This is a genomic window from Burkholderia cepacia, assembly GCF_001039005.1.
Lineage (GTDB): Bacteria > Pseudomonadota > Gammaproteobacteria > Burkholderiales > Burkholderiaceae > Burkholderia > Burkholderia theae.
This window is the reverse complement of record NZ_LDWR01000088.1, coordinates 1-25173: the sequence shown is the minus strand read 5'-3', so window position 1 is coordinate 25173 and position 25173 is coordinate 1. Positions and strand designations below refer to the sequence as shown.

22 protein-coding genes are annotated in these 25173 nt (G+C 68.9%); 15 read left to right on the top strand and 7 right to left on the bottom strand.

Annotated features, from left to right (window positions below; genetic code table 11):
• Positions 1-54 precede the first annotated feature (54 nt).
• The 8 genes from can to bioB all read left to right on the top strand — a co-directional run bounded on the left by can (position 55) and on the right by bioB (position 8458).
• Positions 55-822, top strand: coding sequence for a carbonate dehydratase (gene can, locus VL15_RS36585; RefSeq protein WP_048251689.1), 768 nt, complete (start codon positions 55-57; stop codon positions 820-822).
• A gap of 90 nt (positions 823-912) precedes the next feature.
• Positions 913-1590, top strand: a complete 678-nt coding sequence (locus VL15_RS36580) for an SDR family oxidoreductase (protein WP_048251686.1) — start codon at positions 913-915, stop codon at positions 1588-1590.
• A gap of 39 nt (positions 1591-1629) precedes the next feature.
• Positions 1630-2067: a YchJ family protein gene (locus VL15_RS36575; RefSeq protein ID WP_048251684.1), complete on the top strand. Its 438-nt coding sequence runs from the start codon at positions 1630-1632 to the stop codon at positions 2065-2067.
• Between the two features lie 106 nt (positions 2068-2173).
• Positions 2174-3442: a dienelactone hydrolase family protein gene (locus VL15_RS36570; protein WP_048251682.1), complete on the top strand. Its 1269-nt coding sequence runs from the start codon at positions 2174-2176 to the stop codon at positions 3440-3442.
• 505 nt (positions 3443-3947) lie between these two features.
• A complete protein-coding gene (gene bioA / locus VL15_RS36565) occupies positions 3948-5294 on the top strand; it encodes an adenosylmethionine--8-amino-7-oxononanoate transaminase (RefSeq protein WP_048251681.1) in 1347 nt (448 codons plus the stop codon).
• The gene (gene bioF, locus VL15_RS36560) at positions 5291-6475 is read left to right on the top strand and encodes an 8-amino-7-oxononanoate synthase (protein WP_048251680.1); all 1185 of its coding nucleotides are present in this window, start codon (positions 5291-5293) and stop codon (positions 6473-6475) included. The genes bioA and bioF overlap by 4 nt, the downstream gene beginning before the upstream one ends.
• 202 nt (positions 6476-6677) lie before the next feature.
• The gene (bioD, locus tag VL15_RS36555) at positions 6678-7397 is read left to right on the top strand and encodes a dethiobiotin synthase (protein WP_048251679.1); all 720 of its coding nucleotides are present in this window, start codon (positions 6678-6680) and stop codon (positions 7395-7397) included.
• A gap of 41 nt (positions 7398-7438) precedes the next feature.
• Complete coding sequence (gene bioB / locus VL15_RS36550) at positions 7439-8458, top strand: biotin synthase BioB (RefSeq protein ID WP_048251678.1); 1020 nt, start codon at positions 7439-7441, stop codon at positions 8456-8458.
• A 68-nt stretch (positions 8459-8526) separates the two neighbouring features.
• Here bioB and VL15_RS36545 read toward each other — a convergent pair whose 3' ends face one another.
• Positions 8527-9444: a LysR family transcriptional regulator gene (locus VL15_RS36545; RefSeq protein ID WP_048251677.1), complete on the bottom strand. Its 918-nt coding sequence runs from the start codon at positions 9442-9444 to the stop codon at positions 8527-8529.
• Between the two features lie 257 nt (positions 9445-9701).
• Between VL15_RS36545 and VL15_RS36540 the strand changes: the two genes are divergently transcribed.
• The 6 genes from VL15_RS36540 (at position 9702) to VL15_RS36515 (ending at position 15662) form a co-directional block, all read left to right on the top strand.
• Positions 9702-10484 (top strand): 5-oxoprolinase subunit PxpA, encoded by a 783-nt coding sequence (locus VL15_RS36540; protein ID WP_048251675.1) that lies wholly within the window; start codon positions 9702-9704, stop codon positions 10482-10484.
• A 22-nt stretch (positions 10485-10506) separates the two neighbouring features.
• Positions 10507-10749 carry an acetyl-CoA carboxylase gene (locus VL15_RS36535; RefSeq protein WP_048251674.1) on the top strand — a complete coding sequence of 81 codons (243 nt, stop codon included), beginning with the start codon at positions 10507-10509 and terminating at the stop codon, positions 10747-10749.
• Between the two features lie 4 nt (positions 10750-10753).
• Entirely contained in the window at positions 10754-12211 is a 1458-nt protein-coding gene (locus tag VL15_RS36530; protein ID WP_048251673.1) for an acetyl-CoA carboxylase biotin carboxylase subunit, read from the top strand.
• A complete protein-coding gene (locus tag VL15_RS36525) occupies positions 12208-13083 on the top strand; it encodes a 5-oxoprolinase subunit B family protein (protein ID WP_048251672.1) in 876 nt (291 codons plus the stop codon). Before VL15_RS36530 ends, VL15_RS36525 begins: the two co-directional genes overlap by 4 nt.
• Positions 13073-14068 (top strand): biotin-dependent carboxyltransferase family protein, encoded by a 996-nt coding sequence (locus tag VL15_RS36520; RefSeq protein WP_048251671.1) that lies wholly within the window; start codon positions 13073-13075, stop codon positions 14066-14068. The genes VL15_RS36525 and VL15_RS36520 overlap by 11 nt, the downstream gene beginning before the upstream one ends.
• 238 nt (positions 14069-14306) lie before the next feature.
• Positions 14307-15662 (top strand): purine-cytosine permease family protein, encoded by a 1356-nt coding sequence (locus VL15_RS36515; protein ID WP_048251670.1) that lies wholly within the window; start codon positions 14307-14309, stop codon positions 15660-15662.
• 36 nt (positions 15663-15698) lie between these two features.
• Here the strand turns inward: VL15_RS36515 and VL15_RS36510 are convergent, their stop codons facing one another.
• From VL15_RS36510 to VL15_RS36490, 5 genes are all read right to left on the bottom strand, one after another.
• Positions 15699-16787, bottom strand: coding sequence for a suppressor of fused domain protein (locus tag VL15_RS36510; protein WP_048251669.1), 1089 nt, complete (start codon positions 16785-16787; stop codon positions 15699-15701).
• A gap of 74 nt (positions 16788-16861) precedes the next feature.
• On the bottom strand, positions 16862-17587 hold the full coding sequence (locus tag VL15_RS36505) for a copper homeostasis protein CutC (protein WP_048251668.1): 726 nt from the start codon (positions 17585-17587) through the stop codon (positions 16862-16864).
• Between the two features lie 83 nt (positions 17588-17670).
• Positions 17671-18075: a hypothetical protein gene (locus VL15_RS36500; protein WP_048251667.1), complete on the bottom strand. Its 405-nt coding sequence runs from the start codon at positions 18073-18075 to the stop codon at positions 17671-17673.
• Positions 18072-18458, bottom strand: a complete 387-nt coding sequence (locus VL15_RS36495) for a hypothetical protein (RefSeq protein ID WP_048251666.1) — start codon at positions 18456-18458, stop codon at positions 18072-18074. Before VL15_RS36495 ends, VL15_RS36500 begins: the two co-directional genes overlap by 4 nt.
• 165 nt (positions 18459-18623) lie before the next feature.
• Positions 18624-19910, bottom strand: a complete 1287-nt coding sequence (locus tag VL15_RS36490) for an EAL domain-containing protein (protein WP_048251664.1) — start codon at positions 19908-19910, stop codon at positions 18624-18626.
• A gap of 296 nt (positions 19911-20206) precedes the next feature.
• Between VL15_RS36490 and VL15_RS36485 the strand changes: the two genes are divergently transcribed.
• Positions 20207-21874 (top strand): Na+/H+ antiporter, encoded by a 1668-nt coding sequence (locus VL15_RS36485; protein ID WP_048251662.1) that lies wholly within the window; start codon positions 20207-20209, stop codon positions 21872-21874.
• Between the two features lie 86 nt (positions 21875-21960).
• Here VL15_RS36485 and VL15_RS36480 read toward each other — a convergent pair.
• A partial coding sequence (locus tag VL15_RS36480; protein WP_048251661.1) for an indolepyruvate ferredoxin oxidoreductase family protein occupies positions 21961-25173 on the bottom strand: 3213 nt, incomplete at its 5' end.

Here is a 25173-nt window from a genome sequence, read left to right as displayed (position 1 = left end):
CCGGTGACACCGAATCCGATATCGACCTGATTTCCGCACACGGAATCCACACCGATGAACACCCAAGACAACCCGCTTTCACACCTGTTCGACAACAACGACGCGTGGGTCAAACGCAAGCTCGCCGACGATCCCGAGTTCTTCACGCGCCTGGCCGACCAGCAGGCGCCCGAATATCTGTGGATCGGCTGCTCGGATTCGCGCGTGCCCGCGAACCAGATCATCGGCCTGCCGCCGGGCGAAGTGTTCGTGCACCGTAACATCGCGAACGTCGTCGTGCACAGCGACCTGAACTGCCTGTCGGTGATCCAGTTCGCGGTCGACATCCTGCGCGTGAAGCACATCATGGTCGTCGGCCACTACGGCTGCTCGGGCGTGAACGCGGCGCTGCACAACCGCCGCGTCGGCCTCGCGGACAACTGGCTGCATCACGTGCAGGACGTGCGCGAGCGCCACGCGGCGCTGCTCGACGAATGGCCGGTGGGCGAAGCGCGTTATCGCCGCCTGATCGAACTGAATTCGATCGAGCAGGTCGTCAACGTGTGCCGCACGACGATCGTCAACGACGCGTGGGCGCGCGGCCAGTCGCTCACCGTGCACGGGCTCGTGTACGGCGTGCACGACGGCCGGATGCGCAACCTCGGGATGGCCGTGTCGAGCTTCGACGCGCTCGACGAAACCTACAAGCGCTGCGTTGCCGCGCTCACCGCACGCGGCCAGCATGCGCCCGACAACGACATGGTCGTCGCCGATGCCGCGCAAATGAACGAAGTCGCGCAGGCGGTGGTCGATACGCTGAAGCCGTGCGGGGACGCGGAGTAAGCACGCGTTCCGTGTCTGCGGCGACGCAACGGCAACCTGCATCGAACTGACCTGACGCCGTCACCACGGCACTGCAAAGGAGCGACGGGCATGAAAACCGTACTGATCGTCGGCGCATCGCGCGGCCTCGGCCGCGAATTCGTCCGGCAATACCGGCGCGACGGCTGGAACGTGATCGCCACCGCGCGCGACGAAGCGTCGCTCACCGAACTGCACGCGCTCGGCGCGCAAGCGCATGCGCTCGACATCGCGCAGCCGGAGCAGATCGCGGCGCTCGGCTGGAAGCTCGACGGCGAGCGGCTCGATGCGGCCGTGCTCGTGTCGGGCGTCTACGGGCCGCGCACCGAAGGCGTCGAGACGATCACCGCCGAGGATTTCGACGCGGTGATGCACACGAACGTGCGCGGGCCGATGCAGTTGCTGCCGATCCTGCTGCCGCTCGTCGAGGATGCGCGCGGTGTGCTGGCCGTCGTGTCGAGCCGGATGGGCAGCATCGCCGAGGCGACCGGCACCACCGGCTGGCTGTATCGCGCGAGCAAGGCCGCGCTGAACGACGTGCTGCGCATCGCGTCGCTGCAGACGCGTCACGCCGCGTGCATCTCGCTCCATCCCGGCTGGGTGCGCACCGACATGGGCGGCGCGCAGGCCGCGATCGATCCGGAAACCAGCGTGACCGGCATGCGCCGCGTGATCGCCGAAGCCGGCGCGGACGTGTCGCAGGCCAACGGCCGTTTCTTCCAGTACGACGGCATCGAGCTGAGCTGGTGAGCCGAACCGACAACCCGGCGTCGTTAATTCCCGTTTCGCATGATTTTGACCCGACCTGACGCGTGCCCGTGCGGCGGCGCGTCCCCCGCTCCCGCCGGCAAAGCCCCGGCGCCCCGCTATGCGGCGTGCTGCGGCCGCTTCATCGACGGCGGCACAGCCGCGCCGACCGCGCTCGAGTTGATGCGCTCGCGGTACAGCGCGTACGTGCTCGGCGCGACCGACTACCTGCGCGCGACGTGGGCGGCGCGCACCTGCCCGCCCGATCTCGACACCGACCCCGAAGCGCCAGACGCGCCGCGCTGGCTCGGCCTCGCGGTGAAACGCCATGCGCCGCTCGACGAACGGCACGCGGAGGTTGAGTTCGTGGCCCGCTACAAGGTTGGCGGACGCGCTTACCGGCTCCACGAGACGAGCCGTTTCGAGCGCGACGAGCACGGTTTCTGGCGCTATGTCGACGGTGAAGTAAGTGAACGCTGACAAATAGTTGCTGTGTCAGACGCCGGGTAATTCCCGCATTGCACAACCCGAATTTGTCGGGCTACGATGACCTCGAATTGGTCATGTTGCATGGCAGGGCTTACGAATGGCGTTCAGCAAGGTATTGGTGGGATGGATGGCGGCCTGTGCGCTGTCGGCCGCTCAGGCCGGTACGCTGCCGAACGCGAATACGGGTGCCGGCACGGCAACCGGATCGCTCGCCCACGCCGAGCGCTTCGATTACAGCGACGCGAACCTGCCGCAGGTCGCGGCCGACCTCAACGAACAAATCCTCCGCATTCCGGCCGATGCTTCGGGCTCCGTCACGCTCGAAGCGACGCTCTTCAAGCCGGACGGCCCCGGCCCGTTCCCGCTCGTCGTCTTCAACCACGGCAAGAACACCGGCGATCTCCATCTGCAGCCGCGCAGCCGGCCGCTCGCGTTCGCGCGCGAATTCGTGCGCCGCGGTTATGCGGTGATCGCGCCGAACCGCCAGGGCTTCGCCGGCTCGGACGGCACCTACCAGCAGGAAGGCTGCAACGTCGGGAAGAACGGCCTCGCGCAGGCCGCCGACGTCGACGCGACGGTGCGCTACATGTCGCGCCAGTCTTACGTCGATACGTCGCGCATCGTCGTCGCCGGGACGTCGCACGGCGGCCTCGTGTCGGTCGCGTACGGCACCGAAGCCGCACCGGGCGTGCGCGGCATCATCAACTTCTCGGGCGGGCTGCGCCAGGACCTGTGCGACGGCTGGCAGCGCAACCTCGTCGACGCGTTCGACCAGTACGGCGCGCACACGGCCGTGCAGTCGCTGTGGCTGTACGGCGACAACGATTCGGTGTGGACGCCCGGGCTCGTCGCGCAAATGCACGACGCGTACGTGTCGCACGGCACGCAGGCCCAGTTCATCGATTTCGGCCGCTACAAGGACGACGCGCACCGGCTGATCGTCGATCGCGACGGCGTGCCGATCTGGTGGCCGGCCGTCAACGCGTTCCTCGCGAAACTGAACCTGCCGACCACGGTGCGGTATGCGGTCGCGAACCCGCACGAACCGAAAGCCACCGGCTATGCGGCCATCGATGCGGTCAACGCGGTGCCGTATGTCGACGAAGCCGGCCGCGACGGCTACCGCCGCTTCCTGAACCAGCATCCGAGCCGCGCGTTCGCGGTGTCGTCGGAAGGCGCATGGTCGTGGGCCGAAGGCGGCGACGACCCGATGGCGCTCGCGCTCGACAACTGCGCGAAGCAAGGCGCGGGCGCGTGCCGGCTGTATGCGGTCAACGACCGCGTCGTGTGGAACACGACGCAGACGGCCGACAATGGCGACGACAACACGCGCGACACCGCTACGCCTGCGCTGGCTTCGCGCTGACACTGACGCGCGGCGGGTAATACGCTACGCCCATTTCGCTGCCGTTCCTGCCTCCTGTCTCATTCCTCATTCTTCCGTGCGTGATCGCGTCGCGCGTCGCCGCCTGCGCGCTTGCGCCGTCTCGCTATCGCCTGCCATTTCGGCGGCCCGCTCCCGCGCCTGATTCCGCAGACCATTCCGCCGCCACCTTTCGTGCGTGGCATCGCGCCCCTTCGCCGTGCCCTTCGATCCCCGATTTTTCGCGATCGCGTCACATGCCGCCCCACGATTTTTTTCTGTTGGGGGGGCTCACTCGAACGTCGCCATCTGCCGTCATTTCCGGGCATCCGAACCGAATCGTTCCGAGCCGCTCCGATCTGCGCCGAACTCCCGCCCCGCAAGGCTTTACGGTGTTTGTAACCGCTAGTGCAACGTCGCGCGGAACACGCTAATCTCAGCGCGTTTTCGTATTCGCCGCGCGGCATCCCGTCGATGCCGCGCGGCTGTTTTAGCCTCCGGAGTTGCCTTGAGTACGCCAGCCACCGACGACTGGGTCGCGCGCAGCCTGCGCGCGGTCTGGCACCCCTGCACCCAGATGAAGCACCACGAGCGCCTGCCGCTCGTTCCCGTCGCGCGCGGTGCGGGCGTATGGCTGTACGACCGCGACGGCCGCCGCTACTTCGACGCGATCAGCTCGTGGTGGGTCAACCTGTTCGGTCATGCGAACCCGGACATCAACGCGGCGCTGAAGGACCAGCTCGACACGCTCGAGCACGCGATGCTCGCCGGTTGCACGCACGAGCCCGCGATCGAGCTCGCCGAACGGCTGCACGCGCTCACCGCGCGCACGCTCGGCCATGCGTTCTTCGCGTCGGACGGCGCGTCGGCCGTCGAGATCGCGCTGAAGATGAGCTTCCACGCGTGGCGCAACCGCGGCCGCGCGGGCAAGCAGGAATTCGTGTGCGTTGCGAACAGCTATCACGGCGAGACGATCGGCGCGCTCGGCGTGACCGACGTCGCGCTATTCAAGGACGCGTACGATCCGCTGATCCGCCATGCGCACGTCGTCGCGTCGCCCGATGCGCGCGGCGCGCTGCCGGGCGAGACGGCCGCCGACGTCGCGGGCCGCGCGCTCGCGGACGTGCGGCGCCTGTTCGTCGAACGCGGCGACCGGATCGCCGCGCTGATCGTCGAGCCGCTGGTGCAGTGCGCGGCCGGCATGGCGATGCACGATCCGTCGTACGTGCGCGGCCTGCGCGCGCTGTGTGACGAATTCGGCGTGCACCTGATCGCCGACGAGATCGCGGTCGGCTGCGGCCGTACCGGCACCTTCTTCGCGTGCGAGCAGGCCGGTGTCTGGCCCGATTTCATGTGCCTGTCGAAAGGCATCAGCGGCGGCTACCTGCCGCTGTCGCTCGTGCTCACGCGCGACGACGTGTTCGCGGCGTTCTATGACGACGACACGACGCGCGGCTTCCTGCACTCGCATTCGTACACCGGTAACCCGCTCGCGTGCCGCGCGGCGGTCGCGACGCTCGACCTGTTCACGCGCGACGACGTGCTCGCGGCAAATGCCCGCAAGTCGGCCGCGATGCGCGCCGCGCTCGCGCCGCTCGACACGCACCCGCAAGTGCGCCACCTGCGCGAGCGCGGCACGCTGTTCGCTTTCGACGTCGCGCTCGACGGCGACGCGGCGCGCGGCTTCTCGCGGCGCTTCTTCGAACACGCGCTCGAACGCGAGCTGCTGCTGCGCCCGATCGGCACGACCGTGTACCTGATGCCGCCGTACGTGATGAGCGACGACGACATCGCATGGCTCGCGCAGCGCACGCGCGACACGCTCGACGCAACGCTCGCGGAGGTTGCACGATGAGCCTGCTCGATACCCTGCAGCGCGGCCTCGCCGATCTCGACGCGCAAGGGCTGCGCCGCGTGCGCCGCATCGCCGATACCGCGTGCGACGCCCGCATGACCGTCGACGGCCGCGAGATCGTCGGCTTCGCGAGCAACGACTACCTCGGCCTCGCCGCGCATCCAGCGCTCGTCGCCGCATTCGGCGAAGGTGCGCAGCGCTATGGTTCCGGCAGCGGCGGCTCGCACCTGCTCGGCGGCCATTCGCGCGCGCACGCGACGCTCGAGGACGAACTCGCGGGCTTCGCGGGCGGCTTCTCCGACGCGCCGCGCGCGCTGTACTTCAGCACCGGCTACATGGCGAACCTCGCGGCGATGACGGCGCTGACCGGTAAAGGCGCGACGATCTTCTCCGACGCGCTGAACCACGCATCGCTGATCGACGGCATGCGGCTGTCGCGCGCGAACGTGCAGGTCTATCCGCATGCGGACACGGCCGCGCTCGGCGCGCTGCTCGATGCGTCGGATGCCGAAACGAAGCTGATCGTCAGCGATACCGTATTCAGCATGGACGGCGACCTCGCGCCGCTCGCCGAACTCGTCGCGCTGGCCGAACGCCACGGCGCCTGGCTCGTCGTCGACGATGCGCACGGCTTCGGCGTGCTCGGCCCGCAGGGCCGCGGCGCGCTCGCGGCCGCCGCGCTGCGTTCGCCGAATCTCGTCTACGTCGGCACGCTCGGCAAGGCGGCCGGCGTCGCGGGCGCCTTCGTCATCGCGCACGAGACCGTGATCGAATGGCTGATCCAGCGCGCGCGCAGCTACATCTTCACGACGGCCGCGCCGCCCGCCGTCGCGCATGCGGTATCGGCCAGCCTGAAGGTGATCGCGGGCGACGAAGGCGACGCGCGACGCGCGCATCTCGCCGCGCTGATCGAGCGCACCCGCGCGCTGCTGCGCAACACGCGCTGGCAGCCGGTCGATTCGCACACGGCCGTGCAGCCGCTCGTGATCGGCAGCAACGACGCGACGCTCGCGGCGATGCGCGCGCTCGACGCACACGGCCTGTGGGTGCCCGCGATCCGGCCGCCGACGGTGCCGGCCGGCACGTCGCGGCTGCGCGTGTCGCTGTCGGCCGCGCATTCGTTCGACGATCTCGCGCGGCTCGAAGCCGCGTTGATCGAAGCGAGCGAGGCAGCAAGATGAACCACCCCCACGCTCACTTGCTTTGCATGGGACCGGAGTACGCGCTAAAGCGCTACTCCGGATCGACACGTTCGCTGCCCCCCGAGGGAGCTGCAGCCGTCCACGGCCGGCTTTGCAAAGCCGGCCGGCTGCGCGGGCGCGGAGCGATGCTCCGCGAATTCCCCGCTACGCCCCTTGGGGCGGCCCGGCGGGAGACTGCAGCATGACCGCCCCGCTCTCGCTCTTCGTCACCGGCACCGACACCGAAATCGGCAAGACCTTCGTATCGGCCGCGATGCTGCACGGCTTTGCGCGGCTCGGCCTGCGCGCGGCCGCACTGAAGCCCGTCGCGGCCGGCGCGTACGAGCGCGACGGCGTCTGGCGCAACGAGGATGCCGACCAGCTCGACGCGGCCGCTAACGTCGTGCTGCCGCCCGAACTGCGCACGCCGTTCCTGCTGAAAGCGCCGGCTGCACCGCACATCGTCGCCGCGCAGGAAGGCGTGACGCTCGACATCGATACGATCGTCGCGTGCCATCGCGAGGCGCTGACGCGCGCGGACATCGTCGTCGTCGAAGGCGCCGGCGGCTTTCGCGTGCCGCTCACCGACACGCGCGACATGGCCGACCTCGCGGTCGCGCTCGGCGTGCCGGTCGTGATGGTGGTCGGCGTGCGGCTCGGCTGCATCAGCCACGCGCTGCTGACGGCCGACGCGATTCGCCAACGCGGCCTCACGCTCGCCGGCTGGGTCGCGAACCACGTCGACCCGGCGATGTCGTTCCCGGACGAGAACGTCGCGACACTGCACGACTGGCTCGCGCGCGAGCACCGCGCGCCGCTGATCGGCCGCATTCCGTACATGGCGCCGGCCGCGCCCGAATCCGCCGCGGCGATGCTCGACATCGACGCGCTCGTCGAGTCGCTGCGCGCCGCGCAGCGTTGACCCAACCGAATCCCCACTCCCGCCCAGGACAGGAAAACGAAATGACCCAAGCCCAGACCGCCGCCGTGCAACCCGACGCGATTCCCGTGGCCGCACCGGCCCCGCAGCGCTGGCGCGTCGCCGACGTCGTCGCGCTGTTCGCGCTGCCGTTCAACGACCTGATCTTCCGCGCGCAACAGGTGCATCGCGAGCACTTCGACGCGAACGCGGTGCAGTTGTCGACGCTGCTGTCGATCAAGACGGGCGGCTGCGAGGAAGATTGCGGCTACTGCTCGCAGTCGTCGCATCACGACACGGGCCTGAAGGCCGAGAAGCTGATGGACGTCGACACGGTGCTCGACGCCGCGCGCGCGGCGAAGGCGAACGGCGCGAGCCGCTTCTGCATGGGCGCCGCGTGGCGCAACCCGAAGGAGCGCCACATGCCGGCGCTGACCGAGATGGTGCGCGGCGTGAAGGAGCTCGGCCTCGAGACCTGCATGACGCTCGGCATGCTCGAGGACGAACAGGCGCAGCAGCTCGCCAACGCCGGCCTCGACTACTACAACCACAACCTCGACACGTCGCCGGAGTTCTACGGCCAGGTGATCTCGACGCGTACGTACCAGGACCGCCTCGACACGCTCGACCGCGTGCGCGACGCAGGCATCAACGTGTGCTGCGGCGGCATCATCGGGATGGGCGAGTCGCGCCGCGAGCGCGCCGGCCTGATCTCGCAGCTCGCGAACCTGAACCCGTATCCGGAATCGGTGCCGATCAACAACCTCGTTGCGATCGAAGGCACGCCGCTCGAAGGCACCGCGCCGCTCGACCCGTTCGAGTTCGTGCGCACGATCGCGGTCGCGCGCATCACGATGCCGAAGGCCGTCGTGCGCCTGTCGGCCGGCCGCGAACAGCTCGACGACGCGATGCAGGCGATGTGCTTCCTCGCGGGCGCGAACTCGATGTTCTACGGCGACCAGTTGCTGACGACGAGCAACCCGCAGACGCAGCGCGACCGCGCGCTGTTCGAGCGCCTCGGCATCCGCGCGAGCCAGGCCGACGCGCTGTCGGAAAACGCGTAAGCGGCAGCAGCGCGTACCAACGAAAAAACCGGGGCATGCCCCGGTTTTTTTTCACCCGCACGTGCCGCTCAGGCCGTGCCGCCCAGCGCCCGCGGCTCCATGAACGTGTGGCGGAAATAGTCGCGCACCGCATGCATCGCGGGACTCAGCTCGATGTTCTTGCGCCATGCGAGGCCCACGCTCATCGGCGGCACCGGATCGCGCAGCACGATCGTCTCGATGCGCCGCCCCTCCAGCGACCACGGGCGATACACCATGTCGGACAGGATCGCGACGCCGCTGCCGTTCGCGACCATGCTGCGCACGGCCTCGACCGACGACGTGCGCAGGATCACGTTCGGCCGGTACGGCGTCTCGTTCCAGTAGCGCAGCGCCGTCTGTCCGGCCTCGTCCACCGTCAGCATCACGAACGGCTCGCGCGCGACCTCGGCGAACGTGACGCTCTCGCGCTTGAGCAGCGGATGATGCGCGCCGACCCACAGCCTGCGCACCGAATGGATCACGGGCTCCAGCACGAGCGCCGGGTTCGACACGTTCGACGTCAGCAGCACGGCCATGTCGTAGCGACCCGCGATCAATCCCTCCTCGATCGACTCGCGGTTCAGCTCGTGCAGGTGGATCGTCAGCCGCGGATAAAGCGTGTTCAGCCGCAGCACGTGATGCGGCAGGAAGTAGCCGAGCACCGTGTAGCTCGCGGCGATCGCGAGCGTGCCCGTCAGCGTGCTTTCGAGGTTCGGGATCCGCATCGCTTCATCGACCGACGACAGGATCGTGTACGCGTGATTGAGAAAGCGCCGCCCGGTGTCGGTGAGCGTCACGCCCGCCGACGTGCGCAGGAACAGCTGCGTGCCGAGACTGTCCTCCAGCTCCCTGATCGCGCTCGTCACGGCCGACTGCGAGATCGTGAGCTGGATCGCCGCCTGCGAAATCTGTCCGAGCTCGGCGGTCGCGACGAAGTACTTGAGCTGTCTGAGGGTCAGGGCCATGTGGAGTGGAAACCGAAGAGGGCGCGACAAACATCATATCAACCGTTCCGCCGAAGACAATCCGGTGCCGGCGAAGCATGCCGCTCCCAGTTCCGGCGGCGCTGTGCGGCCGATTCGGGGGGTATCTGAAAAATCGATACCTTCGCATACAAAAATAGAACTATTTTGACGCACCCCGCGCGGCTAACCTCCTTTCAACACGGTTTCGCGCTGCGCCGCCGCGCACGCGAACCGGAGAACCTGGAGGAACGAACCGTATGAGGAAGCACAGCGTCGACCTGAATTCCGACATGGGCGAAGGCTTCGGCCCGTGGACGATCGGCGATGGCGTCGACGAGCAGATCATGCCGCTCATCAGCTCGGCGAACATCGCCACCGGCTTTCATGCCGGCGATCCGAACATCATGGCGCGCACGGTGCAACTCGCGCGCGACGCCGGCGTCGGTATCGGCGCGCATCCCGGCTTTCGCGACCTCGTCGGCTTCGGCCGCCGCACGATCGCCGAAACGCCGCAAGCGCTCGTCAACGACACCCTGTACCAGCTCGGTGCGCTGCGCGAGTTCGCGCGCCTGAACGGCGTGAGCCTGCAGCACGTGAAACCGCACGGCGCACTCTACATGCACGCGGCGGCCAACGAGGCATTCTCGCGGTTGCTGATCGAGACGCTGCAGCGCGTCGATCCCGGCCTGTGGCTGTACTGCATGGAAGCGTCGGTCACCTACCGCATCGCCGCCGAATACGGTCAGCCGGTGATCCGCGAGTTCTACGCGGATCGCGACTACGACCGCAGCGGCTCGATCGTGTTCACGCGCCGCGTCGGCCGCCTCGACCCGCACCAGGTCGCCGACAAGGTGCTGCGCGCCTGCATCGACGGCAAGGTGCGCACGATCGACGGCGACGACATCGACATCGATTTCGATTCGGTCTGCATCCACAGCGACACGCCGGGTGCGCTCGACCTCGTGCGCGAAACGCGCCACGCGCTGCTCCGGGAAGGCATCCGGACCGCCGGCCCGCAGCCGCTCGCCGCGCATCACTGATACCGATTCAAGGAGACACAAGATGGCACTGCACGATATCGTCAGCCCGCTGCCGGGTACCTTCTACCGGCGCCCGTCGCCCGACGCGGACTACTACGTCGCGGTCGATGCGACGGTCGCCACCGGCGCTGTCGTCGGCCTCGTCGAAGTGATGAAACAGTTCACGGAGATCGAAGCCGAGCTGGCCGGCCGCGTCGCGGAGCTGCTCGTCGAGGACGGCGAGCCGGTCGACGCGGGCCAGGTGCTGATGCGAATCGAGGGGTGACGCGATGAATCCGGCAATCTCCTCCGGCACGTTCTATCGCCCGTCGCGGATCCGAACCGTACTGGTCGCGAACCGCGGCGAAATCGCGGTGCGCGTGATTCGCGCGGCACGCGAGCTCGGCATGCGCGCGGTCGCCGTGGTCAGCGACGCGGACCGCGACAGCCTCGCCGCGCGCATGGCCGACGAAGCGATCCACATCGGCCCGTCGCACGCGGCGAAGAGCTACCTGAATCCCGCCGCGATCCTCGACGCCGCGCGGCAATGCGGTGCGGACGCGATCCATCCGGGCTACGGCTTCCTGTCGGAGAACGCCGCATTCGCCGCCCAGGTCGAGGCGGCCGGGCTGATCTTCGTCGGCCCGGATTCGCAGGTGATCGCGACGATGGGCGACAAGGCGCGCGCCCGCGACACCGCGCGGCGTGCGAACGTGCCGACGGTGCCCGGCAGCGACGGCGTCGTGCAGTCGCTCGACGAAGCGCGGGAAGTCGCCGCGCGCATCGGCTACCCGATCATGATCAAGGCGGCGGCGGGCGGCGGCGGGCGCGGCATCCGCGTCGCGCACGACGCCGTGCAGCTCGACGCCGAACTGCCGCTCGCGCAGCGCGAGGCGCAGGCCGCGTTCGGCGACGGCGGCGTCTATCTCGAACGCTTCATCGCGCGCGCCCGGCACATCGAGGTGCAGGTGCTCGGCGACGGGCATGACGTCGTCCACCTGTTCGAGCGCGAATGTTCGCTGCAGCGCCGCCGCCAGAAGATCCTCGAGGAAGCGCCGTCGCCGTCGCTCGCACCGGCGCAGCGCAACGCACTGTGCACATCGGCGACGCGCCTTGCGCGCGAAGTCGGCTATCGCAGCGCGGGCACGCTCGAATACCTGTTCGACGACGCACGCGGCGAGTTCTACTTCATCGAGATGAACACGCGCATCCAGGTCGAGCATCCGGTGACCGAGGCGATCACCGGCATCGATCTCGTGCGCGAGACGCTGCGCATCGCCGACGGCGAACCGCTGCGCTTCGCGCAGCAGGACATCGCGATGCGCGGCGCGGCGCTCGAATGCCGGATCAACGCAGAGGACCCGCTGCAGGATTTCCGCCCGAATCCCGGCCGGATCGATGCACTGGAGTGGCCGACCGGCCCCGGCGTGCGCGTCGATTCGCTGCTCTATCCGGGCTACGTCGTGCCGCCGTTCTACGATTCGCTGCTCGCGAAGCTGATCGTGCACGACGAGAGCCGCGCGGCCGCGCTGCAACGGCTCGCACGCGCGCTCGGCGAACTGCGCGTCGGCGGCGTGAAGACCACCGCGCCGCTGCACGTGGCGCTGCTCGCGGACGACGACGTGCGCGCCGGACGCTACCACACGAATTTTCTCGAAGCGTGGATGCCGCAGTGGCGCGAAGCCGCGACGGACGCCGCGCGCGAGCCTGCAACCGAGGACGCCATGCGCGTCGGGGAGGCCCTGTGACGACCCGCTATACGTTCGGCGGCGACGAGTTCGTGTTCGTCGAAATCGGCGAAGCCATGTCGCTCGACGCGTTCTTCAAGGGCACGGCAATCACGCGCGAGTTGCAACGGCGCGCGGTGCCGGGCATCACCGAGATCTGTCCGGCGAACGCGTCTTACCAGGTGCGCTACGACCCGGACGTGATCGATCCCGACGCGCTCGTCGCGCTGCTGAAGACGATCGAGGCCGACGTCGGCGAAGCATCGCTCGAACTCGACACGCGCATCGTCGAAATACCCGTGCTCTACAACGATCCGTGGACGCATGAAACGCTGATGCGGTTTCGCGAGCGCCACCAGGATCCGTCGTCAACCGATCTCGAATATGCGGCGCGCATCAACGGCAAGCAAAGCGTCGACGAATTCATCGCCGCGCATTCGGGCTCGCCATGGTTCGTGTCGATGGTCGGCTTCGTCGCGGGCCTGCCGTTCATGTACCAGATGGTCGAGCGCGCGCGCCAGCTCGAAGTGCCGAAATACCTGCGGCCGCGCACCGACACGCCGAAGCTCACCGTCGGCCACGGCGGCTGTTTCGGCTGCATCTATTCGGTGCGCGGCGCGGGCGGCTACCAGATGTTCGGCGTGACGCCGGCGCCGATCTTCGATCCCGCGCAGCGGCTCGACTACCTGCACGATTTCATGGTGTTCTTCCGGCCCGGCGACATCGTGAAGTTCACGCCGATCGACCGCGCGGCGTACGACGCCGCCGTCGCGGCGGTCGATGCCGGCACCTTCTCCCTGCGCGTGCGCCCCGTGAAGTTCTCGCTCGACGCATTCCTGCGCGATCCCGACGCGTACAACCGCTCTCTCGTCGAGGTGCTGCATGCAAGCTGACGCGCACAACGTGATCGAGGTCGTGAAACCCGGCCTCGCGACATCGGTCCAGGACACGGGCCGGCAAGGCTATTACCACGTCGGCATTCCGCCGTCGGGCGCGCTCGACCAGTACGCGTCGCGCGCGGCGAACCTGCTCGTCGGCAATCCCGAACAGGCGGCCGTGCTCGAATGCACGCTGCTCGGCCCCGAGCTGATGTTCCATGTCGACGCGCTGATCGCCGTCACCGGCGCCGAGATGACGCCGAAGATCGACGGCGTCGGGCAGCGCTGCAACGTCGCGCTGCGGATCCGCGCCGGCAGCGTGCTGTCGTTCCACTACGTGAAGGGCGGCGCGCGCGCGTACCTCGCCGTCGCGGGCGGCATCGACGTGCCGGTCGTGCTCGGCAGCCGTTCGACGTATGCGCTCGGCGCGATCGGCGGCCATGCGGGCCGGCGTCTGCAGAAAGGCGACCGGCTGCCGATCGGCGCCGCGCACGGCACCCACCGCGAGGGGCGCGAACTGCCGGCGGCCGTGAGTCGGCCGCTCGACAGCCAGGTCGAGCTGCGCGTGCTGCCGGGCCTGTACCACTACCGGCTCACCGACGCATCGGCGCAGACGTTCTTCGACGACGAATGGACGGTCGCGCCCGAAGCGGATCGCATCGGCTACCGCTACAGGAACGGCCGCCCGCTGCAGTTCCGGCCGCGCGAGCAACCGTTCGGCGCGGGCGCCGATCCGTCGAACATCGTCGACGCGTGCTACCCGATCGGCTCGATCCAGGTGCCGGCCGGACTCGAGCCGATCATCCTGCATCGCGATGCGGTGTCGGGCGGCGGCTATGCGACGATCGGCACGGTCATCAGCGCCGACATGGACCTGATCGGCCAGATGCAGCCGAACCACCGCGCGCGCTTCATACGCGTGACGATGGCCGATGCGCTCGCGGCGCGCCGCGAATACCAGCGACGCCTCGCGCTGCTGCGCGCCGTGCTGCGGGACTGAGCGCCGCGCGCCCGGCCGTCGCGCCGGGCGCTGTTTGCGGCCGCACGCCGCCTGCGCTTCACGCGCTCCGCTTTTCGCTATCCGTTTCCCGCCCGCGCGGCCACGCGCCGCGCGGCGGGGACGCTTGCGCGTTTTTTCTGCCGGACCGGTTGCCCGCCCGACGTCGGGGCAGCCCTGCGGATCGCATGTGCCGCGGCCGAGACGTCGTTCGCAATTTTGCTCATCGAGGAGCACGATCATGGCCAACCTGGCTCAGGCACGCACCGACGAGGATCTCGACCTGTCGACGCTCGCCATTCCCGATCACGCGCGCATGCCGCCCTTTTCGCTGACGATGGCGTGGTGGGCCGTGTGCAGCGCGGTGTTCTACATCGTCGTCGGCGCGACGCTCGCGCTCACCTACGGTGCGCGCAACGCGCTGATCGGGATGGCGCTGTCGGTCGTGTCGTACGGCGTCGTCAATTCGATCATCAGCCGCTACGCGATCCGCACCGGCCTGTCGGTCGCGCTGTTCTCGCGCGTGCTGTTCGGCAGCGCGGGCGCGGCACTCGCGACGCTGATCTTCTTCGCGACGGCGATCTACTACGCGGTATTCGAAGGCTCGGTGATCGCGGTCGCCGCGCACCACCAGTTTCCGGCGCTCGACTACAAGTGGGCCGCGCTGATCGTCGTTTGCTACAGCGTGCCGCTCGTGTTCGGCAGCGTGCAGCACTGGCTCGACAAGTTCAACGGCGTGCTGCTGCCGTTCTACCTGCTTGGGCTGCTCGCGGCCGTCGGGCTCGCGACGGCCGAGTACGGCTACCACGCCGCGTGGCTCGATTTCGGCCCCGCCGGCGGTGCACCGGCCGGCGGCTGGTGGCACTGCTTCGTCTACTACATGGGCGTGTGGGTGCTGATGATGTTCACGTTCGACTATGCGCGTTTCGGGCGCAAGGAAGACGCCGACTATCATGGCCGCTTCAACTTCGGGATGCCGTTCTATCTCGTCACGTTCCTCGTCAACGGCGCGGCCGGCATTTATCTCGTCAGTACGATTCCGGGGCTCGGTACGCTATCCGAAGTGTCGGTCGTGCTCGCGCTGCTGAAGCTGATGGGGCTGTGGGGGCTGCTGTTCGTGTGGGTCACGCAATCGCGCATCAACACCGCGAACTACTACCTCGCGACCGTCAACATGCAGGCGTTCTTCCTGAAAGTGGCCGGCCTGCGCGCGCCGAAATTCGTCTGGGCGCTCGTGGTCGGCGCGGTCGTCTATGCGCTGATGATGGCAGACATCTTCTCCCGGATCCTGCAGGCGCTCGCGTACCAGGGCATCTTCGTCGTCGCGTGGGTCGGCGTCGCGCTCGCGCACATCCTGTCGGCGCGTTACGGGCAGCTCGTCGGCGACGACGTCGAATGCCGCGACGCGCATGTGCCGACGTTCAACCCGGGCGGGCTGACCGCGTGGTTCTCCGGCGCGTTCGCGGGACTCGCGCTGAACCAGGCAACGGGGTTCGCCGCGTCACTGTCGGCGCCTGCGACTTTCGTCGTGTCGTGGGCGGTCTATCGCACGTTGCTGGGCACCGCGAAACGAACCTGGTTCGTGCGCAATACGTGACGGTGAAGACGTAGCGCCAACGTGCGCCGCCGCGTGTCACCCGATCGTCTGCACCGCGTTGCCCTGCGCGTCGCGGATCACGGTCTTCTCGACACGCCAGCGCACGCCGTCGAGCCCGTCGACCGCATACTCGCCGGCGCGCGGCTGCAGCGTGCGCGCCAGTGCGTGGACGGTCGCGTCGGTGAGCTGCAGCGTCAGCGTGCCGTCCTCGTCGGTCACGCCGTTCGCGTCGCCGCGCACGAACCGCACCGCGCCGTCGTGACCGACCAGCCGGAACGGCCGGTCGAACGGCAGCCGCAACGGCAACAGCATGACGAGTTCGTCGACCTGCCGTGCGCCGACGGTAATCTCGACGACCGGCGCGCGCAGCAGCCGCTTGCGCGTTTCCCAGCCCAGCACGTCGGTGAACAGGTAGCCGCTCGCCGAGCCGTCGCGCTGCGTGCCGGCGTCGACCTGCGCACGCACGTCCGCGCGCTCGAGCAGCGACGCGCGGACGAGATCGGTCACCCACAGCGGCAGGTGCGGCAGCAGCGTGTCGAGCAGCGCGCGCGTGCGCCAGCGCTTCGCGGCACGCTCCTCGTCGAGCGTCAGCCCGACGATCTGCAGGAACGCCAGGCGGCCGTGCGGCGTGTCGATCGCCGGCAGTTCCGGATCGAACGCGAAGCCCATCGAACAGAGCGCCGTGTCGGTGTCGAGCGCGATCGGGCCATTGGCCGTCATCCAGTGGCCGTCGTCGAATGCGTTGCCGCTCTGGAACACGTAGCGTGCGAGGTTCTGCAGGAAGCTGAACGCCCAGCGCGGCGGCGCTTCATCGCCGGCATCGCAGGCGACGCGAATCGTCAGCTCGAACCCGAAGCCGCTGACGGCCGGATCGTCGGACTCCTTCGCATACAGCTCGCTCAACCCGTACGTGACGAAATGCCAGTGCGGCACGGGTTCCGCGCGCTTCCACACGCTGATCCCGTCGAGCGGATCGGGGCCACCGAGCCGCCACTTGATCAGCGTGCCGTAGTGCTTCGGCTCCTGGCCCGGATAGAGGCGCGCGAGCGCACCGTCGATCGCTTCCCAGCCCGGCGCGCCGTCATCGTCCGCGCCGCCCTGCGTGTCGTGTGTTGCGTCCGTCATGCGGCCCTCTCTCCCGGGTGGTGTCTTTGCGTGTCGGGCACGCGCGTGCGGCGGCCGTGCGCGTTACACGCGTGTCACACGTGCGACGCCGCGCCGTCGAGCGCCGCGCGCACCCTTTCGACGAGTTGCACGTCGACGCCCGCCAGCACCTCGCCGCGCGGCCGCACGCCCGAGCCGAAATGCACCGCGCGCACACCGGTGGCGCGGACAAAATCGCCGACTGCGTCGACCGTGAGCCCCGAGCCGGCAAGCACCGTGCACGTCGAGCCTTCGGCCTGCCGCACCATCCGCGCAATCGTCGCGGCCGCGTCGAGCACCGACGGATGGCCGCCCGACGTCAGCACCGACGTGACGGCCGGCACGCGCAGCAGCGCGTCGAATGCGGCGTTGAGGTCGCGCGATACGTCGAACGCACGGTGGAACGTCAGCGCGCGGCCATCCGCGGCGGCCGCGATGCGGGCCAGCGCGCCGAGATCGATGTCGCCGCGCGCGTCGAGCGCGCCGAACACGACGCCGTTCGCGCCGGCCGCTACGGCCGCGCGCACGTCGCGCTCGATCACGCGCAGATCGTCGGCGTCGTAGACGAACGACCGGCTGTGCGGGCGCACGATCACGTTGACGGGAATCGGCACGGCGGCCACGACGGCCTCGATCAGGCCGACGCTCGGCGTCAGCCCGCCTTCGGTGATCGCGGTCACGAGTTCGAGGCGGTCGGCGCCCGCGCGGGCGGCGGCTTTCGCATCGCCGACGGTCGTGGCGATCACCTCGAGGAGGACGGAGGAAGCAGCGTTTCGGTTCATCGGCGGCTCGCGATTCGTCAGGACAATTCGCGCATCCTAGCCGAGCGGCGTGACGGGCGCCAGCGTACCGGGCGCCGCGCGCGTCAGCCGCGCCGCACGAGCCACATGCCGGCCAGCGCGGACAGGGCCGTCACCACGGCGCCCGGCGCGAACCGGAACATCCGAGCGTTCAGGTCGAGGCCCTGCTGCTGCATCACGTCGACGATCCCGGGCGCCAGCATGAACGACGCCCAGCCCATCATCCCGAGCGCGGTGGTCGCGGTGGCGATGAGCAGCGCAATGCCCGCGCCCCGCGCGCGCGGCCGGAACGCACCGGCGAATGCACCCGCGGCGAAAAGCACGGCCGAAAACGCGAACAGCGCGGCGACGAATCCGGACATCATGCCCGTATGGCCGACCCGCATGAACGCGCCCATCTGCGCGGTAATCACGCACATGCCCGCGATCGTGAACAGCACGATCGCCAGCGCATTGCGCACGACGCTCATGCGAGCGACTGGCGGAAATACGCGGTCGCCGGGCGCCGGAACAGCAGGTAGATGAACAGCGCGAACAGCAGGAAGCCGGGAATCAGCACCGCGAACATCGACGCCGGCATGTTGACGAACGAGAACGCGAAACCGAACCCGGACGTCGCGATGTAAGCCTTGCGCGACCACTCGCGGCCCTTGAGGATCGCGATGCCGATCACGACGTTCGCGGCTTCGATGATCACGCTGACGCCGAGCGTCGCCCAGACGGGCAGCAGGTAGTGCGACAGCAGCGCCTGGGTGGTCGGCATGCCGATCGAGAACGGCGTATAGACGCACGTGATCGCGTTGGTCACGATGATGATCCACGCGAGGATGGTCAGCGAAATCGGTCTTTTCATTGTGTTGTCCTTTTATTCGCCGCCATGGTGGCCCCCGGGACGGCGCGATCGCGGTCACGACGGCCGCGATCGGGCCATTCTCGGGGAAGCGCGCGGCGAATGCAACGGCCGGCCCGCGCCGGGGCGTTCCGGTCGCCAGGATCGCCGCACGCACCGCAGGCGGCGCTAACCGGCGTCCGCTTCGTCGTCGGCCCAGTCGATATCGCCGCACAGCACGCGCTGCGCATCGCCGACGCGCACCGCCACCGACAGCGTCACGCACGGCTGCGCCTCGTTGATCGACAGGTACGGCCGCGTGACCTGCACGCGCCCCGGTTCGGCGATTGCCGAGCGGAAATACGGCCGGCGCAGCCAGTTCGCGCCCTGCGCGTCCGCGAGCGGCGAGAAGCGCGCCTCGCTCAGCGCGCGATCGGCGCGCAGCACGACGTTGCGGCCCGACTGCCGGCCGTGCGCGTCGAGCAGGAAGCAGCGCGCGGCCGCGTCGAGCGCGAGAAAATTCCAGCACACTTCGTCGAGCGGCTCGCCGGACGCCAGACGCTCGGCCGCGCGCTCGAACGCGCGCAGGTACGGCGCGAGCCGCTGCGCATCGCGCCGCTCGCGCACTTCGGTCTGCTGACGAAAGCGCTCGGTCAGCTCGCCGATGCAGCCCGTCGCGGCCGCACTGTCGGGCAGCCCGGGCGCCGGGCGGCCGAAGTAGTAGCCCTGCACGAAATCGGCCTCGCACGACAGCGCGATCTGCGCCTCGTGCTCGGTCTCGATCCCTTCGACGAGCACGAGCTTGCCGGCCTCGTGCAGCAGCGTCACGAGCCCGTGCAGGATCGCGGTGAGCCCCGTGCGGTGCGCCGCGTGCGACAGCATGATCCGGTCGAGCTTCACGATGTCCGGGTTCAGTTGCCAGATCCGTTCGAGGTTCGAGTGGCCCGCGCCGAAATCGTCGAGCGCGATCAGGAAGCCATGCGTGCGGAATTCGCGCACGGCCTCGGCGAGCCGCTCGACGTCGTCCGCGCGCTGTTCGAGCACTTCGAGCACGATGCGGCGCGGCGGCATGCCGAGCCGCTTCAGGTTCGCGAGCAGCGCGGCCGCCTGGAACGGATCGGTGAGCACGCCCGGATGGACGTTGAGAAACAGCCACTCGCGCTCGGCGCCGAGCAGCGCGAAGTTCTCGAGATGCAGCGCCTGCGCGAGCCGGTCGAGCTGCAGCAGCTCGCCCTGGCGCGCGGCTTCGCCGAACACGTCGAGCGGCGACACGGCGCGGTCGAGCGCATCGTGTGCGCGCAACAACGCCTCGTAGCCGACCGCACGCTGGTGCGACAGGCTGAATATCGGCTGGAACACGGTCGTGAGCGTCAGGTCGCGATGTTGCGTCGCCAGACGTTCGAGGCCGGAGCTCATCTCCCGCTCGAACCGGTACGGCGACGCGGCGGCCGGACGCTCCTGTTGCACGATCGTCATGCGTTCCTCCTGGTGATGCCCTTGAACGCGGCCGCCGACGAAACGGACGGCGCGTGCAATGTCATGGTTGGACCCTCGGTTGCCCGGTCGATGCCGGACGGCTGACCTGCATCAAGCAAGCTCCGTGCAAGGTGCGTTCAGCCCATATGCCGTGCGGGCGCGCCGGACTGCCGCACCACCGTGGCGCGCGTCCGATGCACCATTTTCGTGCGCACGCACCGACCGCTCGAACGCACCCGTCACGCCGGCACGCTACACTCCGTACGATCGTTTCATTCCCCGTATTCGCCGTATCGATGGAAATCGTCTTCACCGTCCTGATCCTGCTGCTGACCGTCGCGCTGTCCGGCGCCGTCACGCGCCTGCTGCCGTTGCAACTGCCGCTACCGCTGATGCAGATCGTGTTCGGCGCGATGCTCGCGTGGCCGAAGCTGAACCTGCACGTCGCGTTCGATCCCGAAATCTTCATGCTGCTGTTCATTCCGCCGCTGCTGTTCGCGGACGGCTGGCGGATTCCGAAACGCGAGCTGTACCTGCAGCGCCGCGCGATCCTGATGCTCGCATTCGGGCTCGTGTTCATGACGGTACTCGCAGTGGGCTACTTCGCGCATTGGCTGATTCCCGAGTTGCCGCTGCCGATCGCGTTCGCGCTCGCGGCCGTGCTGTCGCCGACCGACGCGGTCGCGCTGGCGGGCATCGCCGGCAAGGGACGGATCCCGCCGCAGCTGATGCACATCCTCGAAGGCGAGGCGCTGATGAACGACGCGTCGGGCCTCGTCGCGCTGAAGTTCGCGATCGCGGCCGCGCTGACGGGCATGTTCTCGCTGCGGGCCGCGTCGGTCACGTTCGTGATCGTCGCCGCCGGCGGGCTCGCGACGGGCGCGATCGTGTCGTGGGTGTTCAGCGCGCTGTCGACGCGCTTCCTGAACGCCGAGCAGGAAGGCGATCCGGCCCCCGGCATCGTGATGACGCTGCTCGTGCCGTTCGCGGCCTACCTGTTCGCCGAGCATCTCGACCTGTCGGGCGTGCTGGCGGCCGTGTCGGCCGGGATGATGATGAACTACACGAGCTTCTCGCGCAAAAGCACCGTCGCGTCGCGCGTGCGTGCCGAAAGCACGTGGGCGATGATCGAGTTCGTGTTCAACGGCATGGTGTTCATCATGCTCGGGCTGCAGCTGCCGCACATCATCGGCCGCGCGCTCGTCGACGCGCACCATACGAGCGACGCGCTCGTCGGCCGGATGATCTTCAACGTGTGCGCGATGATGCTCGCGCTGTATGCGATCCGCTTCCTGTGGGTCTGGCTGCTGCGCTGGATCGCGAGCCGCCGCGCCGCGCGCCAGGGCCTCGCGGGCACGATGGCCGGCGTGCGCACGATCGCGGTGATGACGGTTGGCGGCGTGCGCGGCGCGGTCACGCTCGCCGGCGTGCTGTCGATCCCGGTCGCGCTCGCCGACGGTGCGCCGCTGCCGGGGCGCGACACGGCGATCTTCGTCGCGTCGGCCGTGATCCTCGGCTCGCTCGTCGTCGCGGTGATCGGCCTGCCGCTGCTGCTGCGCGGCGTGCGCTCGTCGCGCAACCCGCTCGCCGACGAGGAGCGCACCGCGCGCTCGGCGGCCGCGCAGGCTGCGATCCGCGCGATCGACTCGTCGCACGACGCGATCTCGGCCGATCTCGACGAATCGGGCGCCGCGCGCTGCGCGGACATCTCCGCGCGCGTGATGGACCAGTACCGCCGCCGGCTCGCCGCGCTCGCCGAGGACGGCCCCACGCCGCGCGCCGAAGCGAAGCAGAGCGAAACGATGGAACTGCAGATGCGGATCGCCGCGATCCGCGCGGAGCGCTCGGTGCTGTACCGGCTGCGCAGCGACAGCAAGATTTCCGACGAGACGCTGACGAAGCTGATCCGCGAGATCGACCTGTCGGAAACCGCGCTGTCGACGCGCAAGAAAGGCATTCTTTGACGGGCCGGCCGATACTCGCACACGGCCGCCCATAAAAAAGCGGCGACGCCGCAGCGTCGCCGTTTTCACCTCCGCCCGCGTTCGCGTTACTTCGCGACGACGACCGGGATCCCCTTCAGCATGCCGGCGCCCTTCATCTCGTCGAGCGCATGCTGCACGGCCGCGCTCGTCGCCGCGTCGATGCCGAGCTGCAGCGCGAGCTCGCGCTCGGTGCGCTTCACGCCGGCCAGGTTGCGCACCTTCACGTGACCGAAACCGCGCACGCGGGCATGCAGGTCGGCCAGCTGCGTGACTTGCACCGCATTGCCGGCCGTCATCGCGGCCAGCGCACGGGCGAGCGTCGTCTCGTAGTCGTCGGCGAGCGCGCGCTCCATCCTGCGCTCGACGGTGCGGCCGAACGGATCGAGCCACGTGCCGCGCAGGCTGCGCACGCGCGCCAGCATGCCGAACACCGGCCACATCCACTGGCCGAACACGCGCTTCTTCGGCGCACTGCCATCGCTGCCGGCCTTCGCGACCGTCGGCGGCGCAAGGTTGAACTTCACGCGATAAGCCTGCCCCGGCACGCCTTCGAACTGCGCTTCGAGCGCCGTGCGGAACGCGTCGTCCGTGTAAAGCCGCGCGACCTCGTATTCGTCCTTCACCGCGAGCAGCCGGTAGAACGTCGTCGCGACCGCGCGCGTCAGCGCGTCGTCGCCCTTCGCACGCGCCGCCGTCACGAGCGCACGATAGCGCTCGACGTAGCGCGCGCCGCCGTACGCGTCGAGACGCGTTTCGCGATCGGCGATCAGTTCTGCAAGCGTCTCCGGCGCGGCGTGCACGGCCACCGTGTGGCGCGCGTTCCACAACGCGTCGAGGCCCGCCGCGTCGCCAGCCGACATCCGGCCGATCGAGAACGCGAGCTTGTTCATCGGCACCGCGACGTTGTTCAGCTCGATCGCGCGCATCATCGCGGCGAGCGACACCGGCACGAGGCCGAGCTGCCACGCGTAGCCGAGCATCAGGATGTTCGCGCCGATCGAGTCGCCAAGGAATTTCGCGGCGAGCGCCTGCGCGTCGCAGCTCGACAGGTAGCCGTCGCCGGCCGCGTGATGCATCTTTTCGAGGAGCGCGTCCGCATGCAGGTTCGCGTCGGGGTTCTGCACGAACGACGCGTTCGGGATCCGGTGCGTGTTGACGACGATCCGCGAACGCTCGTGACGCACCGTCTGCAGCGCTTCGGCGCTCGCGCCGACGACCATGTCGCACGCGAGCAGCACGTCGGCCTGCTGCGTGTCGATGCGCACCTGGTTCAGCCATTGGTCGCTCGACGCGATCCGCACGAACGACAGCACCGAGCCGCCCTTCTGCGCGAAGCCCATGAAATCGAGCACCGATGCGCTCTTGCCTTCGAGGTGCGCGGCCATGCTGATCAGCGCGCCGACCGTCACGACGCCCGTGCCGCCGACGCCCGTCACGAGCATGTCGAACGGCGCCGCGTCGAGATGCGTCGCCGGCACCGGCAGCGCGTCGACGCGCGCGGCGAGCGCCGCTTCGTCAAATGCCGCGCCCGCGGCCTTCTTCAGCGCCGCGCCTTCGAGCGTCACGAAGCTCGGGCAGAAGCCGTTCACGCACGAATAGTCCTTGTTGCACGACGACTGGTCGATGCGGCGCTTGCGGCCGAGCGGCGTTTCGAGCGGCTCGACCGACAGGCAGTTCGACTGCACGCCGCAATCGCCGCAGCCTTCGCACACCGCGTCGTTGATGAACAGGCGCTTGTCCGGATCGGGGAATTCGCCTTTCTTGCGGCGGCGACGCTTCTCGGCCGCGCAGGTCTGGTCGTAGATCAGCACGGTGACGCCCGGCGTCTCGCGCAACTCGCGCTGCACGGCGTCGAGCTCGCTGCGGTGATGGAACGTCGTGCCCGTCGGGAACTGGCCGTGATGGCCATCGTACTTCTCCGGTTCGTCAGACACGACGACGAAGCGCGACACGCCTTCCGCCTCGACCTGCCGCGCGATCTGCGGCACCGAGATGCTGCCGTCGACCGGCTGGCCGCCCGTCATCGCGACCGCGTCGTTGTAGAGGATCTTGTACGTGATGTTCGCTTTCGCGGCGACCGCCTGGCGGATCGCGAGGATGCCCGAATGGAAGTAGGTGCCGTCGCCGAGGTTCTGGAACACGTGCTTCGTGTTCGTGAACATCGCGTGCGCGGCCCAGTCGACGCCCTCGCCGCCCATCTGGATCAGCCCCGTCGTGTCGCGCTCCATCCACGACGCCATGAAGTGGCAGCCGATGCCGGCCTGCGCGATCGAGCCTTCCGGCACCTTCGTCGACGTGTTGTGCGGGCAGCCCGAGCAGAAGTACGGCGTGCGCTTCACCGCGTCGGCCTCGTTCGACAAGATCTGCGGCGCGACGAGATCGACGACGCGTTCGCGGCGGTCGAGCGCCGGCTTGTGCCGCGCGAGCCATTCGGCGAACACGGGCAGGATGCGCGACGGGCGCAGCTCGCCCAGCTCGGACAGCAGGCAGGCGCCGACCGCGTCGTGCTTGCCGAGCACGCGCGGGCGCGCACCTTCCGTGCGGTTGTACAGGGTGTCCTTGATCTGCTGCTCGATGACCGGGCCCTTCTCCTCGATCACGAGCACTTCGGCCAGCCCGTCGACGAAGGTCTCGATGCGCGTCATCTCGAGCGGATACGACAGGCCGACCTTGTAGATCCGCACGCCGGCCGCGTCGAGATCGGCGACCGTCAGGTCGAGGCGGCGCAGCGCTTCCATCAGGTCGAGGTGCGCCTTGCCGCAGGTGACGATACCGACGTTCGCCTGCGCGCTCGGCGCGATCCACTTGTCGATGCTGTTGGTGCGCGCGAAATGGCGCACCGCGTCGAGCTTCGCGGCGAGGCGCGCCTCGATCGTGAGGCTCGGCAGGTCGGGCCAGCGGTTGTGCAGTCCGCCCGCCGGCGGCGTGAAGCCTGCCGGCGCCGGCCACTGCGTCTGCAGCGCGTCGAGGTCGACGGTCGAACCCGACTCGACCGTTTCCGAGATCGCCTTGAAGCCGACCCAGGCGCCCGAATGGCGCGACAGCGCCCAGCCGTACAGCCCGAATTCGAGCATGTCGGCGATGTTCGCCGGGTTCACGACCGGCATGTGCCACGCCATCATCGCGAAGTCGCTCTGGTGCGGCATCGACGACGACACGCAGCCATGATCGTCGCCCGCGACGACCAGCACGCCGCCGTGCGGCGACGAGCCGTACGCGTTGCCGTGCTTCAGCGCGTCGCCGGCGCGATCGACGCCCGGGCCCTTGCCGTACCACAT